Source organism: Janthinobacterium pasteuri (assembly GCF_051380775.1).
In the GTDB taxonomy this organism is placed as follows: Bacteria; Pseudomonadota; Gammaproteobacteria; order Burkholderiales; family Burkholderiaceae_D; genus Janthinobacterium.
In genome coordinates this window covers 172832-195171 of the sequence record NZ_JBNYXS010000002.1, presented here as the reverse complement: position 1 = coordinate 195171, position 22340 = coordinate 172832, and the positions used below count along the sequence as shown (strand labels likewise).

Annotated in this window: 26 protein-coding genes; 10 read left to right on the top strand and 16 right to left on the bottom strand. The window is 62.9% G+C overall.

The features are described 5' to 3' along the window. Positions 1 to 76 precede the first annotated feature (76 nt). Entirely contained in the window at positions 77 to 610 is a 534-nt protein-coding gene (locus tag ACQ4WN_RS03320) for a hypothetical protein (RefSeq protein WP_436550248.1), read from the top strand. Positions 611 to 655: 45 nt separating this feature from the next. On the opposite strand, the gene ACQ4WN_RS03315 is transcribed toward ACQ4WN_RS03320, so the two are convergent. The 3 genes from ACQ4WN_RS03315 to ACQ4WN_RS03305 form a co-directional block, all read right to left on the bottom strand. Beyond that, positions 656 to 946, bottom strand: a complete 291-nt coding sequence (locus tag ACQ4WN_RS03315; protein ID WP_436550247.1) for a hypothetical protein — start codon at positions 944 to 946, stop codon at positions 656 to 658. Between the two features lie 70 nt (positions 947 to 1016). After that, entirely contained in the window at positions 1017 to 1838 is an 822-nt protein-coding gene (locus ACQ4WN_RS03310; protein WP_436550246.1) for an APH(3')-I family aminoglycoside O-phosphotransferase, read from the bottom strand. A 16-nt stretch (positions 1839 to 1854) separates the two neighbouring features. After that, the gene (locus ACQ4WN_RS03305; protein ID WP_436550245.1) at positions 1855 to 2343 is read right to left on the bottom strand and encodes an Lrp/AsnC family transcriptional regulator; all 489 of its coding nucleotides are present in this window, start codon (positions 2341 to 2343) and stop codon (positions 1855 to 1857) included. 76 nt (positions 2344 to 2419) lie between these two features. Here ACQ4WN_RS03305 and ACQ4WN_RS03300 point away from each other — a divergent pair, with 76 nt between their 5' ends. After that, complete coding sequence (locus ACQ4WN_RS03300) at positions 2420 to 3316, top strand: EamA family transporter (RefSeq protein ID WP_436550244.1); 897 nt, start codon at positions 2420 to 2422, stop codon at positions 3314 to 3316. 81 nt (positions 3317 to 3397) lie between these two features. Beyond that, on the top strand, positions 3398 to 3532 hold the full coding sequence (locus ACQ4WN_RS03295; RefSeq protein WP_436550243.1) for a hypothetical protein: 135 nt from the start codon (positions 3398 to 3400) through the stop codon (positions 3530 to 3532). On the opposite strand, the gene ACQ4WN_RS03290 is transcribed toward ACQ4WN_RS03295, so the two are convergent. Then, entirely contained in the window at positions 3529 to 5688 is a 2160-nt protein-coding gene (locus ACQ4WN_RS03290; protein WP_436550242.1) for a putative bifunctional diguanylate cyclase/phosphodiesterase, read from the bottom strand. The genes ACQ4WN_RS03295 and ACQ4WN_RS03290 overlap by 4 nt on opposite strands. A gap of 190 nt (positions 5689 to 5878) precedes the next feature. Next, the gene (locus tag ACQ4WN_RS03285) at positions 5879 to 6802 is read right to left on the bottom strand and encodes a LysR family transcriptional regulator (RefSeq protein WP_436550241.1); all 924 of its coding nucleotides are present in this window, start codon (positions 6800 to 6802) and stop codon (positions 5879 to 5881) included. Positions 6803 to 6968: 166 nt separating this feature from the next. Between ACQ4WN_RS03285 and ACQ4WN_RS03280 the strand changes: the two genes are divergently transcribed. The 5 genes from ACQ4WN_RS03280 to ACQ4WN_RS03260 all read left to right on the top strand — a co-directional run bounded on the left by ACQ4WN_RS03280 (position 6969) and on the right by ACQ4WN_RS03260 (position 11355). After that, positions 6969 to 7670 (top strand): pirin family protein, encoded by a 702-nt coding sequence (locus ACQ4WN_RS03280; protein WP_436550240.1) that lies wholly within the window; start codon positions 6969 to 6971, stop codon positions 7668 to 7670. 27 nt (positions 7671 to 7697) lie between these two features. Then, positions 7698 to 8099, top strand: a complete 402-nt coding sequence (locus ACQ4WN_RS03275; RefSeq protein WP_436550239.1) for a DoxX family protein — start codon at positions 7698 to 7700, stop codon at positions 8097 to 8099. 159 nt (positions 8100 to 8258) lie between these two features. Continuing rightward, complete coding sequence (ribA, locus tag ACQ4WN_RS03270; protein ID WP_436550238.1) at positions 8259 to 8912, top strand: GTP cyclohydrolase II; 654 nt, start codon at positions 8259 to 8261, stop codon at positions 8910 to 8912. A 74-nt stretch (positions 8913 to 8986) separates the two neighbouring features. Continuing rightward, the gene (locus ACQ4WN_RS03265; protein WP_436550237.1) at positions 8987 to 10378 is read left to right on the top strand and encodes a S1 family peptidase; all 1392 of its coding nucleotides are present in this window, start codon (positions 8987 to 8989) and stop codon (positions 10376 to 10378) included. After that, a complete protein-coding gene (locus ACQ4WN_RS03260) occupies positions 10375 to 11355 on the top strand; it encodes an FHA domain-containing protein (RefSeq protein WP_436550236.1) in 981 nt (326 codons plus the stop codon). The genes ACQ4WN_RS03265 and ACQ4WN_RS03260 overlap by 4 nt, the downstream gene beginning before the upstream one ends. An 84-nt stretch (positions 11356 to 11439) precedes the next feature. Here the strand turns inward: ACQ4WN_RS03260 and ACQ4WN_RS03255 are convergent, their stop codons facing one another. Further along, positions 11440 to 11895: a CCXG family PEP-CTERM protein gene (locus ACQ4WN_RS03255; protein WP_436550235.1), complete on the bottom strand. Its 456-nt coding sequence runs from the start codon at positions 11893 to 11895 to the stop codon at positions 11440 to 11442. A 528-nt stretch (positions 11896 to 12423) separates the two neighbouring features. Here ACQ4WN_RS03255 and ACQ4WN_RS03250 point away from each other — a divergent pair. Next, positions 12424 to 12762 carry an MmcQ/YjbR family DNA-binding protein gene (locus tag ACQ4WN_RS03250; protein WP_099378307.1) on the top strand — a complete coding sequence of 113 codons (339 nt, stop codon included), beginning with the start codon at positions 12424 to 12426 and terminating at the stop codon, positions 12760 to 12762. Here the strand turns inward: ACQ4WN_RS03250 and ACQ4WN_RS03245 are convergent, their stop codons facing one another. After that, positions 12763 to 13383, bottom strand: coding sequence for a TetR/AcrR family transcriptional regulator (locus tag ACQ4WN_RS03245; RefSeq protein ID WP_436550234.1), 621 nt, complete (start codon positions 13381 to 13383; stop codon positions 12763 to 12765). Positions 13384 to 13474: 91 nt separating this feature from the next. On the opposite strand from ACQ4WN_RS03245, the gene ACQ4WN_RS03240 reads away from it, so the two are divergent. Further along, entirely contained in the window at positions 13475 to 14692 is a 1218-nt protein-coding gene (locus tag ACQ4WN_RS03240; protein ID WP_436550233.1) for an MFS transporter, read from the top strand. A gap of 12 nt (positions 14693 to 14704) precedes the next feature. Here ACQ4WN_RS03240 and ACQ4WN_RS03235 read toward each other — a convergent pair whose 3' ends face one another. From ACQ4WN_RS03235 to ACQ4WN_RS03195, 9 genes are all read right to left on the bottom strand, one after another. Then, positions 14705 to 15007 (bottom strand): hypothetical protein, encoded by a 303-nt coding sequence (locus tag ACQ4WN_RS03235; RefSeq protein WP_436550232.1) that lies wholly within the window; start codon positions 15005 to 15007, stop codon positions 14705 to 14707. A gap of 57 nt (positions 15008 to 15064) precedes the next feature. Beyond that, positions 15065 to 16228 carry a PQQ-dependent sugar dehydrogenase gene (locus ACQ4WN_RS03230; protein WP_436550231.1) on the bottom strand — a complete coding sequence of 388 codons (1164 nt, stop codon included), beginning with the start codon at positions 16226 to 16228 and terminating at the stop codon, positions 15065 to 15067. Between the two features lie 36 nt (positions 16229 to 16264). Next, complete coding sequence (gene ispF / locus ACQ4WN_RS03225; RefSeq protein WP_436550230.1) at positions 16265 to 16765, bottom strand: 2-C-methyl-D-erythritol 2,4-cyclodiphosphate synthase; 501 nt, start codon at positions 16763 to 16765, stop codon at positions 16265 to 16267. A gap of 17 nt (positions 16766 to 16782) precedes the next feature. Then, positions 16783 to 17508: a 2-C-methyl-D-erythritol 4-phosphate cytidylyltransferase gene (gene ispD, locus ACQ4WN_RS03220; protein ID WP_436550229.1), complete on the bottom strand. Its 726-nt coding sequence runs from the start codon at positions 17506 to 17508 to the stop codon at positions 16783 to 16785. A 20-nt stretch (positions 17509 to 17528) separates the two neighbouring features. Next, positions 17529 to 18224: a hypothetical protein gene (locus ACQ4WN_RS03215; protein ID WP_436550228.1), complete on the bottom strand. Its 696-nt coding sequence runs from the start codon at positions 18222 to 18224 to the stop codon at positions 17529 to 17531. Between the two features lie 8 nt (positions 18225 to 18232). After that, entirely contained in the window at positions 18233 to 18790 is a 558-nt protein-coding gene (locus tag ACQ4WN_RS03210; RefSeq protein WP_436550227.1) for an NUDIX domain-containing protein, read from the bottom strand. A 174-nt stretch (positions 18791 to 18964) separates the two neighbouring features. Next, complete coding sequence (locus tag ACQ4WN_RS03205) at positions 18965 to 19294, bottom strand: DUF2818 family protein (RefSeq protein WP_436550226.1); 330 nt, start codon at positions 19292 to 19294, stop codon at positions 18965 to 18967. 3 nt (positions 19295 to 19297) lie between these two features. After that, complete coding sequence (nuoN, locus tag ACQ4WN_RS03200) at positions 19298 to 20800, bottom strand: NADH-quinone oxidoreductase subunit NuoN (protein ID WP_436550225.1); 1503 nt, start codon at positions 20798 to 20800, stop codon at positions 19298 to 19300. A 16-nt stretch (positions 20801 to 20816) separates the two neighbouring features. After that, a complete protein-coding gene (locus ACQ4WN_RS03195) occupies positions 20817 to 22316 on the bottom strand; it encodes an NADH-quinone oxidoreductase subunit M (RefSeq protein ID WP_436550224.1) in 1500 nt (499 codons plus the stop codon). Positions 22317 to 22340: the final 24 nt, after the last annotated feature.

Here is a 22340-nt window from a genome sequence, read left to right as displayed (position 1 = left end):
CGCGTGCAGGCCGGCGTGGGCTACACTGCGCTTCCCGTCTCTTCACGTATGAAATTGTATGCAAGGAATCCATCCCATGTCTGAATGGCGCCGCACCCGCCGCCTGCTCGGCTCGCTTCTGCTCGCCGCCTGCTCCTGCAGCGCCCTCGCCGCTGCCGATCCGGCACTCGAAAGCGGCCTGATCCGGGCGCTGCACCTGAAAAAGGGCACGACGGACAGGGTGGGCACCGCCGGCGAGGCCATCCGGGCCTACATGCGTGAAGGCTACCTTGGCAAGCACCCCGACCAGCGCGCCGACTACACTGATTACTACCTGCTGAAAAAGCCCGCCAGTTTCCTGGGGCATGAACTGGTGCTCATCGAAGAAGAATACATCACGCAATACATCGGCTGCTGCGTCAGCCCCGGCGCCGGCGTGACGGTGAAGGTGCGCGGCAGCACCCAGAAGCTGCAAGCGTTCGCCCGCGCCCAGCGCTGTACCTTGACCGACCCTGTCGATATCCGCAACAAACTGAGCGAAGTCGCCATCAAGACCAGGATGCCCAAGGGCCATTACGCCGCATTGAGCTGCCGCGAACGCGATGCCGAGCGCGATGAGTCTGAGCCGTAACATGGCCGCCCGGCATCCACGCTGCGCAGGTACGGTATCGCCACCTTAGGTAATCGCGGCCGTCGAATACGGTGATTGAATATGCCAGCCCAGGCTCGCATACAGTGTCAAGCCATCCTCGGTTGCCACCAGCACCCGGCGCCGATGGGCGGCTTCGGTGACGATACGGTCAAAAACAAAGACGCTGGAATATTGCACGGCGTAGCCGCTGGCGGCAACAGCACCGTCGCCGGTGACAATACGCACCGTCGTGATGGCCAGCGACGTTGCGACGTCAAGCCGGTAGCCGGCCGGCAAGGCTGACGCATGCAGATGCGCATTTTCTTGCGCCCCCATCGTCAGGCTCCCACATTCGTCCCCGCGGATGATGCCAAAGTGCAGGCGACAGCTACCCGCTGGATCGCATTCAGAACAGCTCATCGAGCAGCAAGTGAAATTGCAGCTTGCCTTGATCGGCATCAAGGATCCCATATTGCTGCACAAACCTTTGCTGTAGCGCGGCGTCCAACTCACCGAGACTACGCCAGACGATGGCCAGGTCCTGGTAGCGGTCGGCAACGCCGGCCCGTCCCACGTCGATACAGCCGACGACGGCGCCTTTCTGCATGAGGATATTCTCCAGCGAAAAATCGCCATGCGTCACGGCGAGGTCGGGCACCAGGGGCAGGCAATCCTGCAGCGCCGCCCACACCTGCTCTGCCGTCCAGCCTTCCCGCCCGGCATCGAAATCCTCGGCATCGACCAGGCCCGCATCGATGCGCTGGCGTGCCTTGGCCAGCCGAACAGCATGGCCGGCATTGAACGGGCAGTCGCTCACGGGCAGCGCGTGCACGCGGCGCAGAAAGGCCGCCAGCGCGTCGACCACGGCGGGACCCAGCGCGGGGTTCGCTTCCAGCACCTCGGACGCCGTCGCGCCAGGCAGCGCAGTCATCAGCAGCCATGCCTGGTCCGGGTCGGCCACGCGGGCGAACTGCACCACGGCCGGCACGGGCAGGTACTGCGCAAGCCAGCGCAGGCGCGCCATTTCATCGGCAATGTCGGCGGCGGCGCTACCCCTGCCGTGCTTCAGGTACAGGTCCGGCGCACCGTCCCTGCCCTGCAGCCGGTAAACGGCAGCGTCCGACTCACCGACGCTGTCGCGCGCCCACGCATACGCTGCCAGTTCGGCGTGCAGGTGGGCGGGCATGGCGGCCATCACGGAGGCTTGTTTCTTTTTGGAGATAGTCATTTGCCTGGACTGTGCCCTATGCCAGCGGCACGTGCAAGTCCATCTTGAGGCAGGTCAATGCCACCGAGGTGCGGTAGCGCCGGATATTGTCGTCGCCGCCGAACAGGCGCTCCGTCAGCGCCTCGTATTCGGCCATGCTGCTGGCAGTAATGATCAGCAGGTAATCGGCCTCGCCCGTGATGCCGTAGCACTGCTGGATGGCCGGTTCGGCCATGATGCGTGCGCGCATGCCCGCCGTGCGCTGCGGGTGCTCGTCGTGCAAATGCACTTCCACCGTCAAGATCAGGGGACGGCCCAGGCGGCTCGCGTCGAGCACGGCCACCTCGTTACGGATCACGCCGCTCTCGCGCAGGCGGCGGATGCGCCGCTGCACGGCAGGTGCGGACAAATGCACGGCCTGGGCGATTTCGCGCTGCGAGGTCGTGTTATCGCGCTGCAAGATGTCGAGGATCGCCAGGTCGAAGGCATCAAGGGCAAGGGAAGGCGTGAGCGAAAGTTGCGTCATAAGCGTCAAAATGCAGTGCAAATATCAGAGCAGACACAATAAACTTTCATGCTTCCGATATCAAGCCATACTCGCCATGCCACAGCACCGCTACTCTTCTTTTATCCCCTTGCTGGCCATCCTCGGCTCCGTCACGTGTCTGGGACTGGGCACGTCGTGGGCCAAGCATAGCCTGTTCCCGCTGGTCGGCGCACAGGGCACGACGGCCGTGCGCGTGGGCTTTTCCGCCCTGTTGCTGTTGCTGTTCTGGCGCCCGTGGCGCTGGCAGCTGAGCCGCGCCGACTTGCGCACGGTGGCCCTGTACGGCGCCGCGCTGGGTTTGACGAACCTGTGTTTCTATATGGCCTTGCGCACGATACCGTTCGGCATCGCCGTGGCGATCGAATTTTCCGGCCCGCTGGCCGTGGCGCTGCTGGCCTCGCGCCGTCCGCTCGACTTCGTCTGGGTGGCATTGGCCGTGGCGGGACTGGCGCTGCTGTTGCCGCTGGGCCACGATATCAGCAATCTGGACCCCACTGGCGTGCTGTTCGCCCTGGCCGCCGCCGTCTGCTGGGCCACCTATATTATCTTTGGCAAGCGCGCCAGCCACTTGCATGCAGGCCATTCGGTATCGCTGGGCCTGGCGATGGCCGCGCTGGTGGTGGTGCCCGTGGGCGTGATGCATAGCGGCGGCGCCCTGCTCTCGCCGGTCGTGCTGGCCGTGGGCCTGGGCGTGGCGCTGATTTCCAGCGCGATACCGATCTCGCTGGAAATGGTGGCCCTGAAACGGCTGACGCCGCAAGCGTTCGGCATCATGAGCAGCATGGAACCGGCCGTGGCCGCGATGCTGGCCTTCATCCTGCTCGATGAACGCCTGGACGCCGCGCAATGGCTGGCCATCGCCATGATCATGGCCGCGTCGATGGGCAGTTCCTACATGGCGCAGCGCCAGAGACGCGGTGCGCCGGCGCTCAGGCCCGAATATAAATCGTGAAGCGCGCGCCGCCCAGCGGCGAGTCGTCGATGGTGATGGCGCCGCCGTGCAGCGCAATAACGAGCAAGGCCAACGATCCCGGTGCCGCAGGACTATAACCCGGGCGACACGGAACTCGTGCACGCCGTCTTCGTGGGACCGGGCTTGCAAGTGCCGGCCCGCGTGCGCGTCATGCTCGATTATCTGCTGGAAAAAGTGAAGCTGGGCAGTGCTTAAACCGCCACCGTTTCCAGGCGCAGTTGGCGGCCCTCGCCCAGCATCACTTCGAATTCCGCCGCCGGCACGGCTGGACTGAACAGGTAGCCTTGCAGCTGGTCGCAGCCCAGTTCGCGCAAGAAGCGCATCTGCTCGGCCGTTTCCACCCCTTCGGCGACGATTTCCTGGCGCAACTGCTGCGCCATGGTGACGATGGCGCGGGCGATGGCGCAATCGTTTTCCTCGAACGGCAAGCCGATGACAAACGAGCGGTCGATCTTCAGGGTGCTGATGGGGAATTTCTTCAAATACGCCAGGCTGGAATAGCCGGTGCCGAAATCGTCCAGCGCCAGCGCCAGGCCCATGGCCACCAGCTGGTTCATGATGTCGATCACCTTGTCCGCGCCCCGCATCAACAGGCTCTCGGTGATTTCCAGCATGATCTGGTCGGGACGCACCCGGTAGCGCTCCAGCACGGCCGCTATGCGCGCCGGCAACTGCTCATCGAACTGGCGCGCCGACAAATTGACGGCGATGGCCGGCATGTGCAGGCCACGGTCCTCCCAGCTGCGGATCTGGCGGCAGGCCTCGTCCAGCACCCAGGTGCCCAGTTCCAGAATCAAACTGGTTTCCTCGGCAACGGGAATGAAGACACCGGGCGAGACCATGCCGCGCATCGGATGCTTCCAGCGCAGCAAGGCTTCCGCGCCCACGATGCGCCCGCTGGCCAGGCTCACTTTGGGCTGGTAATGCAATTCCAGCTCCTTGTCGCCCAGCGCCAGGCGCATTTCGCTTTCCAGGCGCAAATGTTCCTTGGCGCGCCGGTTCATGTCTTCGCGGTAAAACAGGAAGGTCGATTCGATGGTCTGCCCCGCCTTGGCCACGGCCACGTCGGCAAAGCGGAACAGGGCCGGCGCTTCCAGGCCATCTTCCGGATACACGGTGATGCCGATGCTGGCGCCCACGTGCAGGGCGTGCGCATCGATATTGATCGGTGCTTCGAGCAGGTTGAGCAGTTTTTGCGCCACATTCGCCGCATGTTCGCGCTTTTCGATGTGCAACAGCGCGACGACGAATTTGCTGTTGTCGACCCTGGCTAAAATGTCGGCATCGCGCAGGGCGCCACGGAACAGCTGCCCGATGGCAATCACCAGCTGGTCGCCCACTTCATGGCCCAGGGTATCACTGATGGAACCGATGCGGCTGATGTCGATGACCATCAGCGCACCATGCGTGCCCTGCCGTTTCGCTTCAGCCAGGCCCTGGTCGACCAGCTGGTTCAGCAGGCAGCGGTTGGGCAAGCCCGTCAGGCTGTCGTAGTTGGCCATGCGCTGCATGCGCGCCTCGGCATCCTTGTGCACCGAGATATCGGAAAACAGGGAAAACACATGGCTGATTTCGCCGAATTCGTCGCGCACGACGCTGATGGTGACGTCTTGCGGGAACAGTTCGCCATTCTTGCGCTTGCCGATGATTTCGCCGCGCCAGGAACCGTGTCCGCGCATGGCGGCGCGCACCTTGGCGCGGAAGTCGGGGTCGTGCACGCCCGAGCGCAGCAAGTCCGGCGTGCGGCCGATGGCTTCGGCCGGCGAATAACCGGTGATGCGGGAAAACGAACTGTTGATGGAGACGATGCGCTCTTCCGCATCCGTGATCAGCACGGCTTGCTCGCTGTCTTCGATGATGCGCGCGTGCAACCTCACCTTGTCCACATCGGACAGCGGTTCGCTCATGGCCGACAGGCGCACGGCCATGCCGCACGCCTTGCCCGCCTGGTCGTGGATCACGTGGCGGTGCATGCGCAGCCACGTCACCATGCCCGACTTCTTGCGCCGGCGTACATCGGTGGCCACGTCGCCCTGTTTGAAATGCAATTCCAGCACGCTCGCTTCCGCGTCGTCTTCCGGATACAGGAACAGGATGTGCTGTCCCAGCGCTTCCAGTTCGGAATAGCCGAACATCTGTTCGGCGCCATGGTCCCAGCCGATCAGGAAGCCATCGGGATCGATTTCCAGCAAGGCGTCGGCCGGCGCCACGCGCACCACGGGCCGGCTGGCGCCGCGCAGCCGCTCCAGTTCTTCCTGCAGCCGCACCAGGGTGGCGGCCTGCTGCTGCCCCGCCTGCTCACGGGCATCCTGGGCCAGGCGCAGGCACAGCGCAACCTTCGCCTCAAGCATGGCAACCCCACTCTTGGGCCTGGTCAAGGGAACATATCAGGGGCGCTGCAGTGTGTGTAATCATCAAAATCCCACTATGGGGCATGGAGGTCAGGGCAGAAGGACGGTCAAAATACTGTGAATATGGTAACTTAAAAATGTTGGCGTATGTCAACATTTTAAGACCACCGCAGAACGGCTGGGTGCTGCGTCAGGCCCGCCCCGGCAGATGCTGCGCCAGGCGGGCAAACACATCCGGCTCGCGCATGCGCGCCATCCACCAGCGCAGCGCGGCGCCATCCTCGCCCACGCGCCACGCCAGGTAAAACGTTTCCGATGGTTTTGGCTCTTCCACAGCCTTTTCCACCAGCAGGCCGCGCGCAATGGCGGCGCGCGCGCACGGCCCCGGCAGGAAGCCAAAACCCAGCCCCAGCACCTGGTAATCGAACTTGACCTGCATGTTCGGCACGCTCAAGGCATCTTGCCCCAGCAACAAACCCACGGTGCGCGGCGCCATCTGGCGCGCCGAGTCGGCCACCACCACGGCCCGGTGCTGCTGCAAGTGGCCGCGCGACAAAGGTTTCGCCACCTGCGCCAGCGGGTGCGTGGGCGCCACGGCAAAAACGAAATCGAGCATGCCGATCGGTTGCGCGATATAGCCGCCGCCCGCCGGACCGTCGCCGGGCGCGCCCACCAGCAAGTCGACCCTGCGGTCCAGCAATGCTTCCCAGGTGCCCGACAGGGTGTCTTGCGACAGGCGCAGGCGCGTCTGTTGCGCTACCTCATAAAAGGCGCGCACATCGTCGGCCAGGGCCACGGCGGAAAACATGGAATCGATGCCGATGGACAACTCGGTTTCCCAGCCAGACGCCACCCTGCGCACGCGGTGCTCGAGGTCCTGTGCCGCCTTCAGCAGGTAGCGGCCCTCTTTCAGCAACTCCTGGCCAGCCGCCGTCAGCATGACTTTCGGACCATTGCGCTGGAACACCTGCACGCCAAGATCGTCCTCCAGCTTGGCCACCGTATAGGAAATGGTGGACGGCACTTTATGCAGCTCCTTGCCGGCCGACGAGAATGATCCGCGGCGGTCGATAGCATCGACGATTTGCAAGGCTTCCAGGCTCAGTCTTAACATTCGATTTTTTCGATCATAGTGCGGTAGATTTTCCGTTTTTCTTTCCGGGCTGGCCGGCCTATACTTTCTCCATCGTACAGCGAAGGGAAGCAAAGGCGCCACGGCAACTGCCAGGCAACGGCCCTTCGAAATTATCGCACATTCACTGATAGAAACGGAGTCCACCATGTTACAGATTCGTCATAGCGAAGAACGCGGCGCCGCCAACCACGGCTGGCTCAATTCCCACCACAGCTTTTCCTTCGGCAGCTACCACGATCCGCTGCACATGGGCTTTGGCCCCTTGCTGGTGATCAATGAAGACCGGGTCACGCCAGGCCAGGGTTTCGGCACGCACGGCCACCGCGACATGGAAATCATTTCGTATGTGCTCGACGGCGCGCTCGAACACAAGGACAGCATGGGCACCGGTTCCGTACTGCACTACGGCGATGTGCAGCGCATGAGCGCAGGCAGCGGCGTGCGCCACAGCGAGTTCAACCATTCTGCCACGGATGGCCTGCACTTCCTGCAAATCTGGATCCAGCCGAACGTGACGGGCATTCCACCTAGCTATGAAGAGAAACACTTCACGCCGGACAGCAAACGGGGCAAGCTGCGCCTGATCGCCTCCTCCGACGGCCGCCAGGGCTCCGTGCTGATCCACCAGGATGCGTCCATCTACGCCAGCATCCTGCAGGAAGGCGAGCAGGCCGAGCATGCGCTGGACGAAGGCCGCCTCGCCTACGTGCACCTGATCCGCGGCAGCCTGGTGGTCAACGGCACGCCCTTGAAAGCGGGCGATGCGCTGAAACTGACGCAGGAAACCAGCGTGACAATTAGCCAACCGGAAGACGCTGAGTTTCTGCTCTTCGACTTGCCTAAATAATTGTTCAATATACAGAAAGAGAAAATCATGGAAAACAAAACCAACGTATTGCTGCCTCTCGGCCGTGCCGCCCTTGGCGTGTTGTTCTTTGTCTCGGGCTTGCTGAAAATCGGCAGCTTTGCGGGCGTGGCCGGCTACATGGCCAGCCAGGGTTTGCCGATCGCCAATATCTTGCTGGTGGGCGTCATCGCCCTGGAAGTGGGTGGCGGCTTGCTGCTGATCACGGGCTGGCAGGCGCGCTGGGCGGCGCTGGCGCTGGCGCTGTTTTTGATCCCGACGACGCTCATCTTCCACGCCTTCTGGAGCGCCGATGCGGCCCACTTCCAGGACCAGCTGACCAACTTCCTGAAGAATCTGTCCATCTTTGGCGGCATGCTGTTACTGGTGGAACGGGGCTTCGGCAAGGCCAGCCGTCTTGCAAAAGGCTGATCCGCCCGCAATTAGAGGGACAGTACCAGGCATTACTGCCTTCAAATGTCAGCCAGGGGAAATGGTTTCCCCTGCTTTTTGGTATGATGACAGGGCGCGCCGGCACCGCAGTGGTACGGCGCGCCTCCATTTTTGAACATTACCTATATGAGCACAACCATGCAAAGCGGCGCAGACCTCCTGGCGACAGGCGAATTGGATTACACGACTTCCTGCGCACTGCCGACGCCTTGGGCCCAGTTCACCCTGCACGCCTTTGTCGAACACGCCACGGGCAAGGAACACCTGGCCATGGTGCTGGGCGATGTCGGCAACGGCGAACCGGTGCTGGCGCGCGTGCATTCCGAGTGCCTGACGGGCGACGTGCTGTTTTCCCAGCGCTGCGATTGCGGCGCCCAGCTCGAAGGCGCCTTGAAACGCATCGCCGAGGAAGGCCGCGGCATTTTGCTGTACCTGCGCCAGGAAGGGCGCGGCATCGGCCTGATCAACAAAATCCGCGCCTACCGCCTGCAGGAAGCGGGCGCCGACACGGTGCAGGCGAATGAACAGCTGGGCTTCAAGGCCGACGCGCGCAACTACACTCTGTGCAAACCCATGTTTGCGCAATTCGGCATCCACAGCCTGCGTTTGATGACGAACAACCCGCGCAAGATCGCCGCCATGGAAGCGCTGGGCATACCGGTGGCCGAGCGGGTGCCGCTGCTGGTCAACCGCAACGCCTTCAACCAGCACTACCTGAATACCAAGCAAAGCAAGCTGGGCCACATGATGACGCCGGAAACGGCGCCGGCACTGGAAGACGGCGCCCTGTAATTCCCTGAGCCGGCGCAGCGCGTGCACGCCGCCGCGCCGGGCCGGCCTCGCTCCTGCTCACGCACAAAGGATGCATGAAATTATCTAACTTCGCCTTCTTGCTGGCCAGCCTGTGCGCTGCCGCAGGCGCACAGGCGGCCCCGGCGCCTGCGCCAGCCGCGCCCCCCACCGCTTCGACTCCCCCCGCCAAACCGCCACCGGCCAGCGCCGCGCCAGCCGCCACCGAACATGCAGCCTTGCCGCCGCCCTCGTCTGCCGCGCAAAAACTGTACACGGCCGCGCGCGCCGACATCCTGCAAGTGCGTGTGCTGCTGAAAAATGGCCGCACGCAATCGTCGGTCGGTTCCGGCTTCCTGATCGGCACGGGCGACCTGGTGGTGAGCAACTATCACGTCGTGTCGCAATTCGCGCTCGACCCCGATACCTACGTCGGTGAATGGGTGGACACCAGCGGGCAGCGCGGCAATGTGGAATTGCTGGCCGTCGACGTGCTGCACGACCTGGCCGTCTTGCGCGTGAACCGCCACGGCACGGGATTTTTCAAGATGCCCGAGCCGCTGGCACCCCTGACCCAGGGCCAGTACCTGTATTCGATGGGCAATCCGCTGGACCTGGGCTTCGCCATCTCGGAAGGCTCGTACAACGGTATCGTCACGCGCAGCTTCTACGACCAGCTGATGTTTACGGGACCGATCAATTCCGGCATGAGCGGCGGCCCCAGCGTCACGGCCAGCGGCGACGTGGCCGGCGTGAACGTGTCGAAACGCCTCGATGGCGAACTGGTCAGTTTTCTCGTGCCGGCCCGCTATGCCCAGCAATTGCTGACCAAGGTGGCCCAGCAAGGCAAGCCGCCGAAAGACTTCAAGCCGCTGGTGACGGCGCAGTTGCTGGCGCACCAGGACGTCATGCTGGCGCGCCTGCTCGACACGCCATTGAGCCTGAAAGCCATGGGCCCGTACCGCGTGCCCGTGCGCGAGTCCGATCAGATGCGATGCTGGGGCAGCTCCAACGTGAAGTCCGACAAGCCCTACATGCTCGACAACACCAGCTGCGCCATGGAATCGGCCATCTTTATCTCGGGCGCCCTGCAGACGGGGCAAGTGTCGATGCGCCACGAATTCCTGCGCAGCAGCGAACTGGGTGCGTTGCGCTTTTCCGAGCTGGCCAGCGCCTCGTTCAAGAATGAAAGTTTCGGCAGCTACAAAAGCGTGCACCTGACGGGACCCCATTGCACCGAACAGTTCGTCAAGAACAAGACCTTGCCCCTGCGCGCCGTCCTGTGCGTGCGCGCCTACCGCAAGTTTACCGGCCTGTACGACTTTGCCCTGCTGGCCGCCAGCACCGATGAGCCACTCATGAGCCTGCAAAGCCGCATCGACGCGCGCGGCGTGTCCTACGCCAACGGCATGCGCGTCACGCGCACCTTCCTCGAAGCGCTCTCGCGGGAAAGCGGACGCACGCCATGAAACCGCCCTATTTCATCGAAATCCTCGCCGAGAATGGCGAAGTGCAGCAACGCCAGCGCATCGCCACCCTGCCGATCAGCATCGGCCGCAGCTACGACAACGACTTCATCCTCGACGACGCGCACACGGCGGCCCGCCACGCCGTCATCGAGGACGATGGCGCGGAAGGCTTGCTGCTGCGCGACCTGGGCAGCCAGAATGGCGTGATCCACCGGGGCCAGCGGCAACTACAAGTGGCCTTGAGCGGCAACAGCATCGTACGCCTGGGCCACACGCGCCTGCGCGTGCGCGCCAGCGATCACCCTGTTGCGCCCGAGTTGAGCGATACCACCAGGCACGACTGGGAAGGCTTGCGCCCCGCCGTCGCCGGCCTGGCCATGATTGGCGCCTCGGCCGCCTTCAGCAACTGGCTGGGCGACGCGGAACCCTTCGACCCGATTTCCTACCTGATGATCATCGCCTACGCGCTGGCCGGCGGCCTCGTGTGGGCGTCGATCTGGGCCGTGGCAAACCGCCTGTTCGGCCATGTGGCGCGCTTTGGCCGCCACCTGTTCATCATCGGCTGCGGCTTGCTGGCCATGGAAGTGTGGGAACTGGGCAGCAATGTGGCGGCGTATGCGCTATCGTTGGAAGTGCTGACGCGCTACGGGCGGCATATGTTCATCGTCATCGTATGCATAATGATCTACTACCATTTATGCACGATCAAACCCCAGCATCCGCGCCGCTTCGGCCTCGTTGCCGTCGTGCTGGCCATCGTCGGCTCGACCCTGATCCTGCTGAGCAACCTGCAGATCAGCGGCCGCCTGGCCGACGAGGCCTATATGTCGGTGATCTACCCGCCGGCACTGCGCCAGAGTCCAAATCACACGGCGGCTGCCTTCTTCCGCGATGCGGCCAGCCTGCAGCGCGCCGTCGACGCCGAGCGCGGCAAGGCGGCCAAGGGGGCCGATGAAGACGAAGACAGCAGCGACTGACAACGCGCATGCAAAAAAGCCCACCGTGTCCTGACAGACCGGTGGGCTTTTTGACGTGCGCCGCGAGGCGCAGAATATCGTGACTTAGAACTTGTCGTCCTGCCTGCGGCGCGCCGTGAAGCCCAGCAAAGCCAGGCTGGTCAGCAGCATGGCGTAGGAGCTCGGTTCCGACAAGGCCGGTACCGGGCCATCGGTGCTGGAAAAACTGGCGAAATTGCTGTTGTCCGCCGTGAACTGGACTTGCTGGCCGCCATCGCAGCATCCCTCCAGGCCATCGATGCTCAAGGAATGGTTACCTGCCGACAAGGCGCTGGAACCATCGAGGAACTGGCTGCTGTCATGGTAGTTAGCAGTCCACCACAGGTCGCTGCTCTTGACGTCCAGCGCCCCGCCGGCATTCACCACGGACGGGTAAGCGGCAGCGGCAGCTTGCAAGCCAGTATTCGAGTAAGCGGTGGAGACGGTAATGGTGCTGGCATTCGCGTGGGAAAACACACCAGCAGCGATCAGGGAGAGAGCGATTTTAGACAAGTTTTCCATGATATGTATCCAGTCATAAGTATTCAACGGGCGCAGCAGGCGTAAGGGCGCTTGAGCTGAATACACGCTGCATTGAGGCGTGTCGGCATAGCGCTGGCAGTTGCAAGGATGAGCGGTCGGGGGCGTAGCCTCCGCAGAACTTCGCGGACTTGCGGCATGCCATGGCGGCACTGCAAGCGTCATGGAAAGGGTTCGGGTTCCCGGGACAAAGCCAGACAGTTGACGGGTCAGGTAAAACGTTGAATCTATTGTATCTTAAATTCCCTGAAGGAAAAGTTTTTTTCTTTTTACCATGTAAGATATTTTTATAGCAATCATGCGCCAGACAGCTAAAACGGCCTGGACAACCGTACCGCTCGGGCGACACCGTCGTCGCGCAGGCTGGAGAGGTGTCGCACCAGCACCACAAAGGGCCACGCCAGTGTCGCATCTTGCGCATTTCTTTTCGCATGCCGCTGCACCACGCGGCGAAACAGCATGGCAAAATGCAGTCATGCAGCTATCTGTCCGATGAGGGGGAAAGAGGAAATGGTCGACCTGGAAGAACTACGCTATCTGGCACTGTCGTTTCCCGACGCCACCGAGGAAGAACACCACGACCGTCCAGCCTTCCGCGTGGGCGGGAAGATCTTTGCCACCCTGCCCGATGACGAGCACATCAACGTGCTGCTCGATGCGGAAGCGGCGCATATCGCCACCGTCATCACGCCGTCCGGCTGCGAAAAACTGTGGTGGGGCGAACGGCTGGCCGGCATCACGGTGCGCCTGGCGGACGCCGAACTGGACATGCTGGCGGCCGCGCTGACGGCCGCCTGGCGGCGCAAGGCGCCCAGCGACCTGGCCAAGACCATCGCCCCGACCGGGTAGTTACAGCGGCCAATTGCGCAGCAGCAATCCCACCATGTGCTGCAATTGCTCGCGCGATACGCCCGCCGCTGCCTGGATGGCCATGCCCTGCGACAGGGTCACGACAAAGCGCGCCTGCTGCTCGGGACAGGAATCGGGCGGCAAATCCCCCTCATCCTTTGCGCGCCGCAAGCGGTCGCGCAACTTGATTTCACCGCGCAGGCGGCGCGCAAACAATTCATCGCGGATCGGCAAGGCATCGTCGCTGCAGGCGAGCGCCGCATTCACGCCCATGCAACCGTGCGGACCGTCGGGCATGGTTTGCGCGTCGACATACTGCGTCAGCAAGGCTTCCACCACCTGGCGCGCCGTCGGCTGTTCCAGCGCCGCATCGAAAAACCGCATGCGCGTATCGCTGTAGCGCTCCAGCGCCTTGTGGAACAGTTGCTCCTTGTTGCCGAAGACGGCATACAGGCTGGGCCGGTTCATGCCCATGGCTTTCGTCAATTCCGGCAGAGAACTGCCCTCATAGCCTTTTTCCCAGAACACTTTCATGGCGCAATCGAGCGCCTCTTCCGCGTCGAAGGTGCGTGGCCGCCCCGTTTTCGCCTTGGCTACTTCCTCTTTTTTATCTTGTTTCATACCGTTCGGTAAAAAATTATTGACAACAATGTCTGCCTGCCCTGATTATATACCGACCGGTTAAAAACCTCCCGGCTTTTCAGGAACCCCTATGCACATACCTTCCAACGCTAGCAGCGACGATACCACCGTCGCGCCATGGCTGGCCGTCCTATCGGTCGGCATCGGCGCCTTCGCCCTCGTCACCTCCGAATTCCTGCCCGTCGGGCTGCTGCCGGCCATGGCCGCCGAACTGGCCATCAGCAAGGGCCAGGCGGGACTGATGATCACCACGCCAGGCATCGTTGCCGCGTTTGCCGCCATCTTCGTCACCGTCGGCTCAGGCCGCCTGGACCGCCGCATCGTGCTGCTGGCACTCACGGCCCTGCTAGTCGCTTCGAACCTGCTGGTGGCGCTGGCGCCCTCGTATGCCTCGATACTGCTGGGCCGCGCCATGCTGGGCGTGGGCGTGGGCGGCTTCTGGGCCATCGGCAGCGCCATCGGCCCGCGCCTGGTGTCGCCGCAGCATGCATCGCGCGCCATGTCCATCATCTTTGCCGGCGTCTCGCTGGGCACGGTGGCGGGCGTGCCGGCCGGCGCGCTGGTGGGCGACCTGGTCGGCTGGAGAGTCGCCTTCGGCGCAGCCAGCGCCATTGCCGTGCTGGTCTTCATCGGCCAGCTATTGCTGTTGCCCAAGCTGCCACCGACACAGGCCATCCGCCTGCGCCAGTTGCCGATGATTTTCGGCATCCGCAAGGCCAGGCTGGGCCTGATCGCCACGGCCATGCTCTTCACGGGCCAATTCGCCGCCTACACGTATATCGCGCCGTTCCTCACGCAAATCTCGCACCTGGCGGCCGGCACGGTCAGCGCCATGCTGCTGGTGTATGGCACCTCCGGCTTCATCGGCAACCTCGTGGGAGGCTGGGCCGCCGGCCGCTACGAGCGGGCCGCGCTGATGCTGACGGGCGCCGTGCTGGGCCTGTCCACCCTGGCCCTGGCCGCGTTCGGCAGCCATTCACTCACCGCCATGTTGCTGGTAGCCGTCTGGGGCTTCGGTTTCGGCGCCATGCCGATCGCCGTGCAGACGTGGATGTTCAAGGCTGCGCCACACTTGATGGAAGGCAGCAGTGCGCTGTTTGTGGCTATCGTGCAAGTGTCGCTGGCGTCGGGCGCCTTGCTCGGCGGCATGGCCGTCGACCGGCTGGGCGTATCGAGCGCGATGGTGGTGGGCGGCGTGTTCGCCCTCGGCTGCGCGCTGACGATCGCGCTCTTCGGCAAGCCGCAGGCCAGCGCCAAGACGGGCGCCGGCGCGGCTTGCGAAGCCTAGCAAGGAAGTCGCTTAGATGCGCCCGCGGCGAAATTCCCCGAGGAATTTCGTCACTTCGGCCGGCGTCATCACCACGTCCGCGTCGCCATGATATGCATACAGGAAAGGCGTGCCGCCCAGGCGGTCCGTCAGCTTGGCAAAGAGCAAAAAACAGCTGCCCAGCGGGTAGCGCTGCAGGTCAGCCAGGCGGCGCGAACACTGCACGGCCAGTTCCGGAGAAAAGGCCTGGCCCGGCACGGGGCGGATTTCCACGCGGCCATGAATGGCGCGCGATTCGACGGCAACGTGCCGGTATGCATAAGTATCACGGGCCATGCCGCCACCTTGTCTTGAGTAAAGGCGCCATCTTAAGCGAAGTGGGCGCCTGCCGTGTTACTGCGCCACGATGCGCAGCAGGCGGCCATTGTCTTCATCCGTCAGCGCATACAGGTAGCCGTCCGGCCCCTGGCGCACGTCGCGCACGCGCGCGCCGATGGCCAGGCGGTCCTGCCCCGTCACCTTGCCGTTCGCATCGACGGCGATGCGACGGATATCCTTGGCCGCCAGGCCGCCGCTGAAGATGCTGCCACGCCAGGCGGCAATCTTGTCGCCCGTGTAGACGGCCAGCCCTGACGGCGCCGGCGATGGCACCCAGGCCACGCTCGGGTTGAGCATGCCCGCCACTTCATGCTTGCCGACCGGTTCATGCGTCTTGTAGTCGGCGCCATAGCTTTGCAGGGGCCAGCCGTAGTTGCCGCCTGCCACCACCAGGTTCAGCTCGTCGCCGCCGTACGGGCCATGTTCCGTGGCCCACACGCGGCCGGAAACGGGGTCGAGTGCCAGGCCCTGCACGTTGCGGTGGCCAAGCGACCAGATTTCCGGCAAGGCGCCCTTGGCCGCCAGCGGATTGCCGGGCGCCGGCTTGCCGTCTTCCGTCAGGCGCAGGATGGAACCCTGATGCGTGGCCAGGTTTTGCGCCTGCTCGCGTGCCAGGCGGTCGCCGATGCGCAGCGGCGGATTGCCGCCGTCAGCGACGCTCATCAGCAAAGTGCCATCCGGCAGCCACAGCAGTCGCGAACCGAAGTGCTGGCCGCCGCTCTTGTCGGTCGCCACTTTGAACAGGGTCTGGATGCCCGTCACCTTCTTGCCATCGAACACGCCGCGCACCAGGGTCGTGCGATTCGCGTCATTCGTGCCTGTCGAAAGCGTCATGTAGACTCTGGGCGCAGCCTTGCCCGCATCCTGCGGGTGAATGACGATATCGAGCAAGCCGCCCTGCCCGCCCGTGAAGACTTTGGGCATGCCTTCCAGCGCCACATCCTCGAATTTCTTGCCATTCAGCAAATGCAAGCTGCCCTGCTTGCTGGTGACCAGCGCACGGCCCTCGCCCAGCCAGGCGATGCCCCACGGCTGGCGCACGCCCTGCGCGACGGTCTCGGCCTTCCAACCCTGCCTGGCGGCGGGCGGCTCGCCAGTGGCTTGCAATTCGGCCCAGGCCGATGGTGCGGCGGCCAATGCCCATGCAAGCAAGATGCTGATACGGCGTAGCTGAAACATGCTCCCTCCTGTCAGTGGTCGATCATCGGTGGCGTATCAGGCGCGCAGCAGCAAGGCCACGGCTTCGGCCGCGATGCCTTCTTCTCGACCCAGGTAGCCCAGTTTTTCATTTGTCTTGGCCTTGATGTTGACCTGGCCCACGGCGACGCCCAGGTCGTCGGCCACGTTGGCGCACATGGCGGCGATGTGCGGCGCCATCTTCGGGCGCTGGGCGATGATGGTGGCGTCGATATTGCCGATGATATAACCGGTGGCTTGCACGCGGCGCACGGCTTCTCGCAGCAGGGTGCGCGAATCGGCGCCCTTGAATTGCGCATCCGTATCGGGGAAATGGCGGCCGATGTCGCCCAGGGCGGCGGCGCCAAAGATGGCATCCGTGATCGCGTGCAGCAGCACGTCCGCGTCGGAATGGCCGAGCAAGCCCAGATGATGGGGGATTTTCACGCCGCCGATGATCAGGTCGCGGTGCTCCACCAGCGCGTGGCAGTCATAGCCCTGGCCGATGCGGAAAGGGAGTACGGGAGTCGTTGTGTTCATGCGTGTCTCTCTGGAATTCAAGGATGGGCCAAATACAGCTCGGCCGTGTGTATGTCGCGCGGCAAGGTTACCTTCAGGTTGCGCGGGTGGCCTTCGACCAGCCTGGGTGCCAGGCCCAGCGCTTCGACGGCGCTGGCGTCGTCCGTGATGGCGTGCGGATCGGGCGCTTCAGATAAAGCCCGGTGCAGCAAGGCATAGGAAAACATCTGCGGCGTCTGCGCCAGCCACAGGCCGTCGCGCGGCACCGTCTGCGCCGACATGCTGGCGCCACCCGCGCCCGGCCCCGCCCGCTTGACGGTATCGACCACGGGCAAGGCCAGCAAGCCACCGGCCGGATGGTCGCCCACTTCGGCAATTAACTTGCCGATCAGCGCTGGCGTCAGGCCGGGCCGGGCCGCGTCGTGCACCAGCACCTGGTCATGCGCGGCTATGCTGCCGTGCAAGGCGTGCAAGCCATTCAGGATGCTTTCCATGCGCGTGGCGCCGCCGCAGCGCAGCACCGTCACGCCATGGTCTGCGCCCTGCTCCGGCACGACGCCGTCGATCTGGCCATCGTCCGCACTGACCACGATATACGTGTGCGCGATCAGGGGGCTCGCAAGAAAGGCGTCCACGGCGTGGCGCAGCATGGGCTTGCCGGCGATGGGCAAGTATTGTTTGGGACTGCCCGCTTCCATGCGCGCACCCACACCGGCGGCGGGGATCAGCGCAAAGTAGCGGACGGTGTTCGGTGCTGCTGTCATGCCATTCCTCATCTAATTTCCTAGTTGGCGGGCGCTGCCTTGCCCGCCAGGATGTTCTGAATCTCGCCCTTGCACGCCTTGCCCAGGCGCGCATATTCCTGCGGCGAATCGATGGCCGCCTGCAACACTTCCACCTTGCGCATCTCGGCCTTGATATACGGCAACCAGCCCGTATCGATCTCACGCGCCAGCGCCGCCTTGGCCGTGCCGCTGGGCGCGTACAGGGGCCGCGCCTCGAAACGCCTGGCCAGCGCGGCGCGCACGGTCTTTTCCACGCGCGGCAAATGTTCCATATAGGTTTTCATGTGCCGCAGCTCGTGCGCGAGGATCTCATCATACGCGCAAGTGCCGGGCGCGAACTCTCGGCCGATATAGATCACCACGGGCGCATATGTGAGGGTCACGGTAATTTGCGGCGCCACGCATTCATAGCCGCTGGCCGGGTCTTGCAGCATGGGACCGGCCAGGGCGATGGCCACGCGCGAATCCGTCTTGGTCAATCCCAGCACCCAGGTATTCGCGCGCGCCGTGCCCTTCATGACGGTCAGGGCCTTGTACGGCAGATGCGTATCGATGCTGTAGCCGTTCTGCTGCGCCGTCAGCACGGACACCGTCTTGCTGATCGTGTCTTCGCAGCGCACCTGGAACGCCGTGCGCGCCTGCGCCTGCACACCGAAGGTGACACCGGCCAGCAGCAGGAAAAGAGCCGTGCGCATGCGCAATATCAAACCGGTTGCCAGGCGCCGCTTGTGATCTTGTCGAGCCAAAAGATGCCGATGACCGTTTTCACATCCGTGATGGTGCCATCCTTGACCCAGTCGAGCAACTGCGGCACGGTGGCCGTGAACGTTTCCAGGAATTCGCCCTCGTCTAGCTGGCGTTCGCCGGCCACCAGGCCGCGTGCCAAAAACAGTTCCAGGTGCTCGTCCGAATACGCGATGGCGTTATGGATAGTGGAAACGAATTGCCAGTCTCTGGCCGTGTAGCCCGTCTCTTCCATCAACTCGCGCTGGGCGCAGGCCAGGTGCGATTCTCCTGCATCGATCTTGCCGGCCGGGAATTCAATGAAGACCCGGTCCAGCGGATAGCGATACTGGCGCTCCATCAGCACCGTGCCGTCGTCGAGCAGCGGCAGGATGACGACGGCGCCCGGGTGCAGGATGAATTCGCGCGCCGTGATCTTGCCGTCCGGCAGAGCGACCCGGTCGCGCTGCACGCGCAGGAAACCACCCTCGTAGACGAGCTCGCCGTCCACCTTGGTTTCAATCAGATTCGTATCCATGGGATTCCTTTATTCAATAAAAAACGGCGCCAGAGGCGCCGCTTTCGGAGGGGAGGAACACTGACAAAACCGTAGCGAGCGGCAGTGATTTGTGGCTGAGAAGCGGAACTGTGCTTGAGCACAGTGAGCATCGCAGGCCGCAAAGCGCGACGCGCAGCAGGTTTGGTCAGCGTTCTAGCGGCGTTTGCGCAGGTAACGAGTTACGAAGCCGGGAAAGGCCAGCACCAGGAACAGGCAGCCGGTGATGGCATAGAACTCCCACGTCTGCGGGAAACCGTTGCCGATGCGCGCTTCCAGCGCGAACGCCACGGCACCGACGATGAAGTACAGAATCACTATCTCCAGCAGGCGCAGTGCCAGCGGCTTGCGCCAGCCTTGGTCCCCGTCTGCCTGCGCCGCTTTTTTCAGGGGCACGGCGGCAAACAGTTTCTCGTTCAAGAATGGCAGGTTGGCGCCCAGGATGCCCAGGGCGATCACCAGCCAGCTCGAGGCGGTGACATCCATCGGTCAGGACGCCAGGGTCTTGGTGATGGCCGTCGCGCAGGCAGCCAGGATGCTATTAGGCATCACGCCCAGCGCCAGGACGAACACGCCGTTCAGGGCCAGTACGACGCGCATGTCGCCATGCACGACCAGCGCGTTGCTGTCCGTCGGCTCGTCGAACCACATCATTTTCACGACGCGCAGGTAGTAGAAAGCACCGATCAGCGAGAACAGCACGGCAGCGATGGTCAGCCACAACTGGCCGGTGGCCAGCACGGAGGCCAGTACCGAGTACTTGGCCATGAAGCCCATCAGCGGCGGCACGCCGGCCAGCGAGAACATGAACAGGGTCATCACCAGCGCGAAGATCGGGCTGCGTTTGCCCAGGCCCTTGAAGTCGGCCAGTTCTTCTGCTTCGAAACCATTACGTGCCAACAACATGATCACGCCAAAGGTCCCCAGGGTGGTGAACACGTAGGTGATGACGTAGTACATCGAGGCGCCGTAGGCGGTGGCTGCGCCAGCTGCGTTCAGGGTGTTGTTCGGTGCGTCCACGGTGCCCGACAGCAGGCCCAGCAGCACGAAGCCCATTTGCGCGATGGTCGAATACGCCAGCATGCGCTTCAGGTTGGTTTGCGCGATGGCGGTAAAGTTACCGATGGCCAGCGACATCACGGCCAGCACCAGCAGCATTTGCTGCCAGTCATGCGCCATCGGCAGCAAGCCTTCGGCCAGCAAGCGCAGGGTGATGGCGAACGCGGCCAGTTTCGGCGCCGCGCCCAGCAGCAGGGTCACGGCCGTCGGCGAACCTTGATACACGTCAGGCACCCACATATGGAATGGCACGACGCCCAGTTTGAAGGCCAGACCTGCAACCAGGAAGACCAGGCCGAAGACCATGATGGTGCCGTTGGTCTTGCCGTTTTCCAGTGCCACGCGCAGTTCGCCCAGATCCAGCGTGCCGGAGGCGCCGTACAGCATCGAGATACCGTACAACATGAAACCGGAAGCCAGCGCGCCCAGGATGAAGTATTTCATGGCCGCTTCCGTGGCCTTGGCATTGTCACGGCGCAAGGCGATCAGTGCGTACAGCGACAGCGACATCAGTTCCAGACCCAGGTAGATGATCAGGAAGTTGTTGGCCGAAATCATGATCATCTGGCCCAGCAGTGCAAACAGGGCCAGCACGTAGAACTCGCCGCCCAGGTTACCCGACAGCATGTTGCGGTCGGTGGCATAAGCACGCGAGTAGATCAGGGTCAGCGCCACTGCGCCGTACGAGAACAGTTTCAACAGCTGCGACATCGGGTCCGACACGAACATGTTATGGAACGTGTAGACGGTGGTGCCCGCGTTGAAGTCGCCCACGGTCAGCAAGGCGCAGCCGGCCAGGATCAGCAGCGACAGCGCATAGGTGATCGAACGCTTCGCCGCAGGCAAGAACATATCGATCAGCAAGAGCGCCGACGTGGCGATCAGCAGAAAGATTTCCGCGTACAGCGGTACCAGATTAGGTGCATTAGTCATGTTATCGGTCTTCTATTTAAGGCAACTTGCTGATGGCGACATGCTGCAGCAGGTCGGCAACCGAAGTTTGCATCGTGTCGGTGAACGGGGCTGGGTACAGACCCATTACGAGCACGGCGATGGCCAGCACAGCAAGCATGAAGAATTCACGTTTGTTGATGTCGGTCAGTTCGGCCACATGCTTGTTCTTGATCTTGCCGAACACCACGCGCTTGGCCATCCACAGCGAGTACGCCGCGCCCCAGATCAGTGCCGTTGCAGCGAGCAGACCAATCCAGAAGTTGTATTGCACCGCGCCCAGGATCACCATGAACTCGCCGACGAAGCCGGACGTCGCTGGCAGACCGCAGTTGGCCATCGAGAACAGCACGAAGAAGGCGGCAAATTTCGGCATGCGGTTCACCACGCCGCCGTAGTCGGCGATGTTGCGGGTATGCATGCGGTCATACAGCACGCCAATGCACAGGAACATCGCGCCGGAGATGAAGCCGTGCGAGACCATCTGCACGATACCGCCCTGCACCGAGATGTCGTTGAACATGAAGAAGCCCAGGGTCACGAAGCCCATGTGCGCGATCGACGAATAGGCGACCAGTTTTTTCATGTCTGTTTGCACCAGGGCAACCAGACCGATGTAGATGACGGCGATCAGCGACAAGGCGATCATGAAGCCCGACAGGTAGTGGCTGGCGTCCGGCGTGATCGGCAGCGAGAAACGCAGGAAGCCGTAGGCGCCCAGTTTCAGCATGATGGCGGCCAGCACGGCGGAACCACCGGTAGGCGCTTCCACGTGGACATCCGGCAACCACGTGTGGACGGGGAACATCGGCACTTTCACCGCGAAGGCCATCAGGAAGGCCAGGAAGATGAAGATCTGTTCGTTCATCGTCAGCTTGAACGCATGCCAGGCCAGGATGTCGAAAGTACCCGTCACATTGCGCAGGTAGATGATGGCAACCAGCGTCAGCAGCGAACCGAAGAAGGTGTACAGGAAGAACTTGAACGAGGCGTACACACGGTTCGAACCGCCCCAGATACCGATAATGATGAACATCGGGATCAGGGTTGCTTCAAAGAAGAAGTAGAACAGCAAGCCGTCCAGCGCGCAGAACACGCCGATCATCAAGCCCGACAGGATCAGGAAGGCACCCATGTACTGGGCGATGCGCTTCTCGATCACTTGCCAGGCGGAAATGACGACGATGACCGTGATGAAGGCCGTGAGTGGCACGAACCACAGCGACAGGCCGTCGATACCCAGCGAGTACCAGATATTGAAGGTGGCTATCCACGGAGCTTTTTCGACGAATTGCATGCCGTGTGCGGCGTTGTCGAAATGCTGGATCAGCGGCAAGGTGCACAGCATGCTGAGCACGGCGCCAGCCAGCGACAGCCAGCGGGTAAAGCCCGCTTTGCTGTCACGGCCGAGAGCCAGGACCAGGACGCCGCAAATGATCGGCACCCAGATCGACAGACTCAGGTAAGGAGGTAGTGTAGAAATCGTAGACTGCATCATGGTTCTCAGTATTCTTTTATCAGG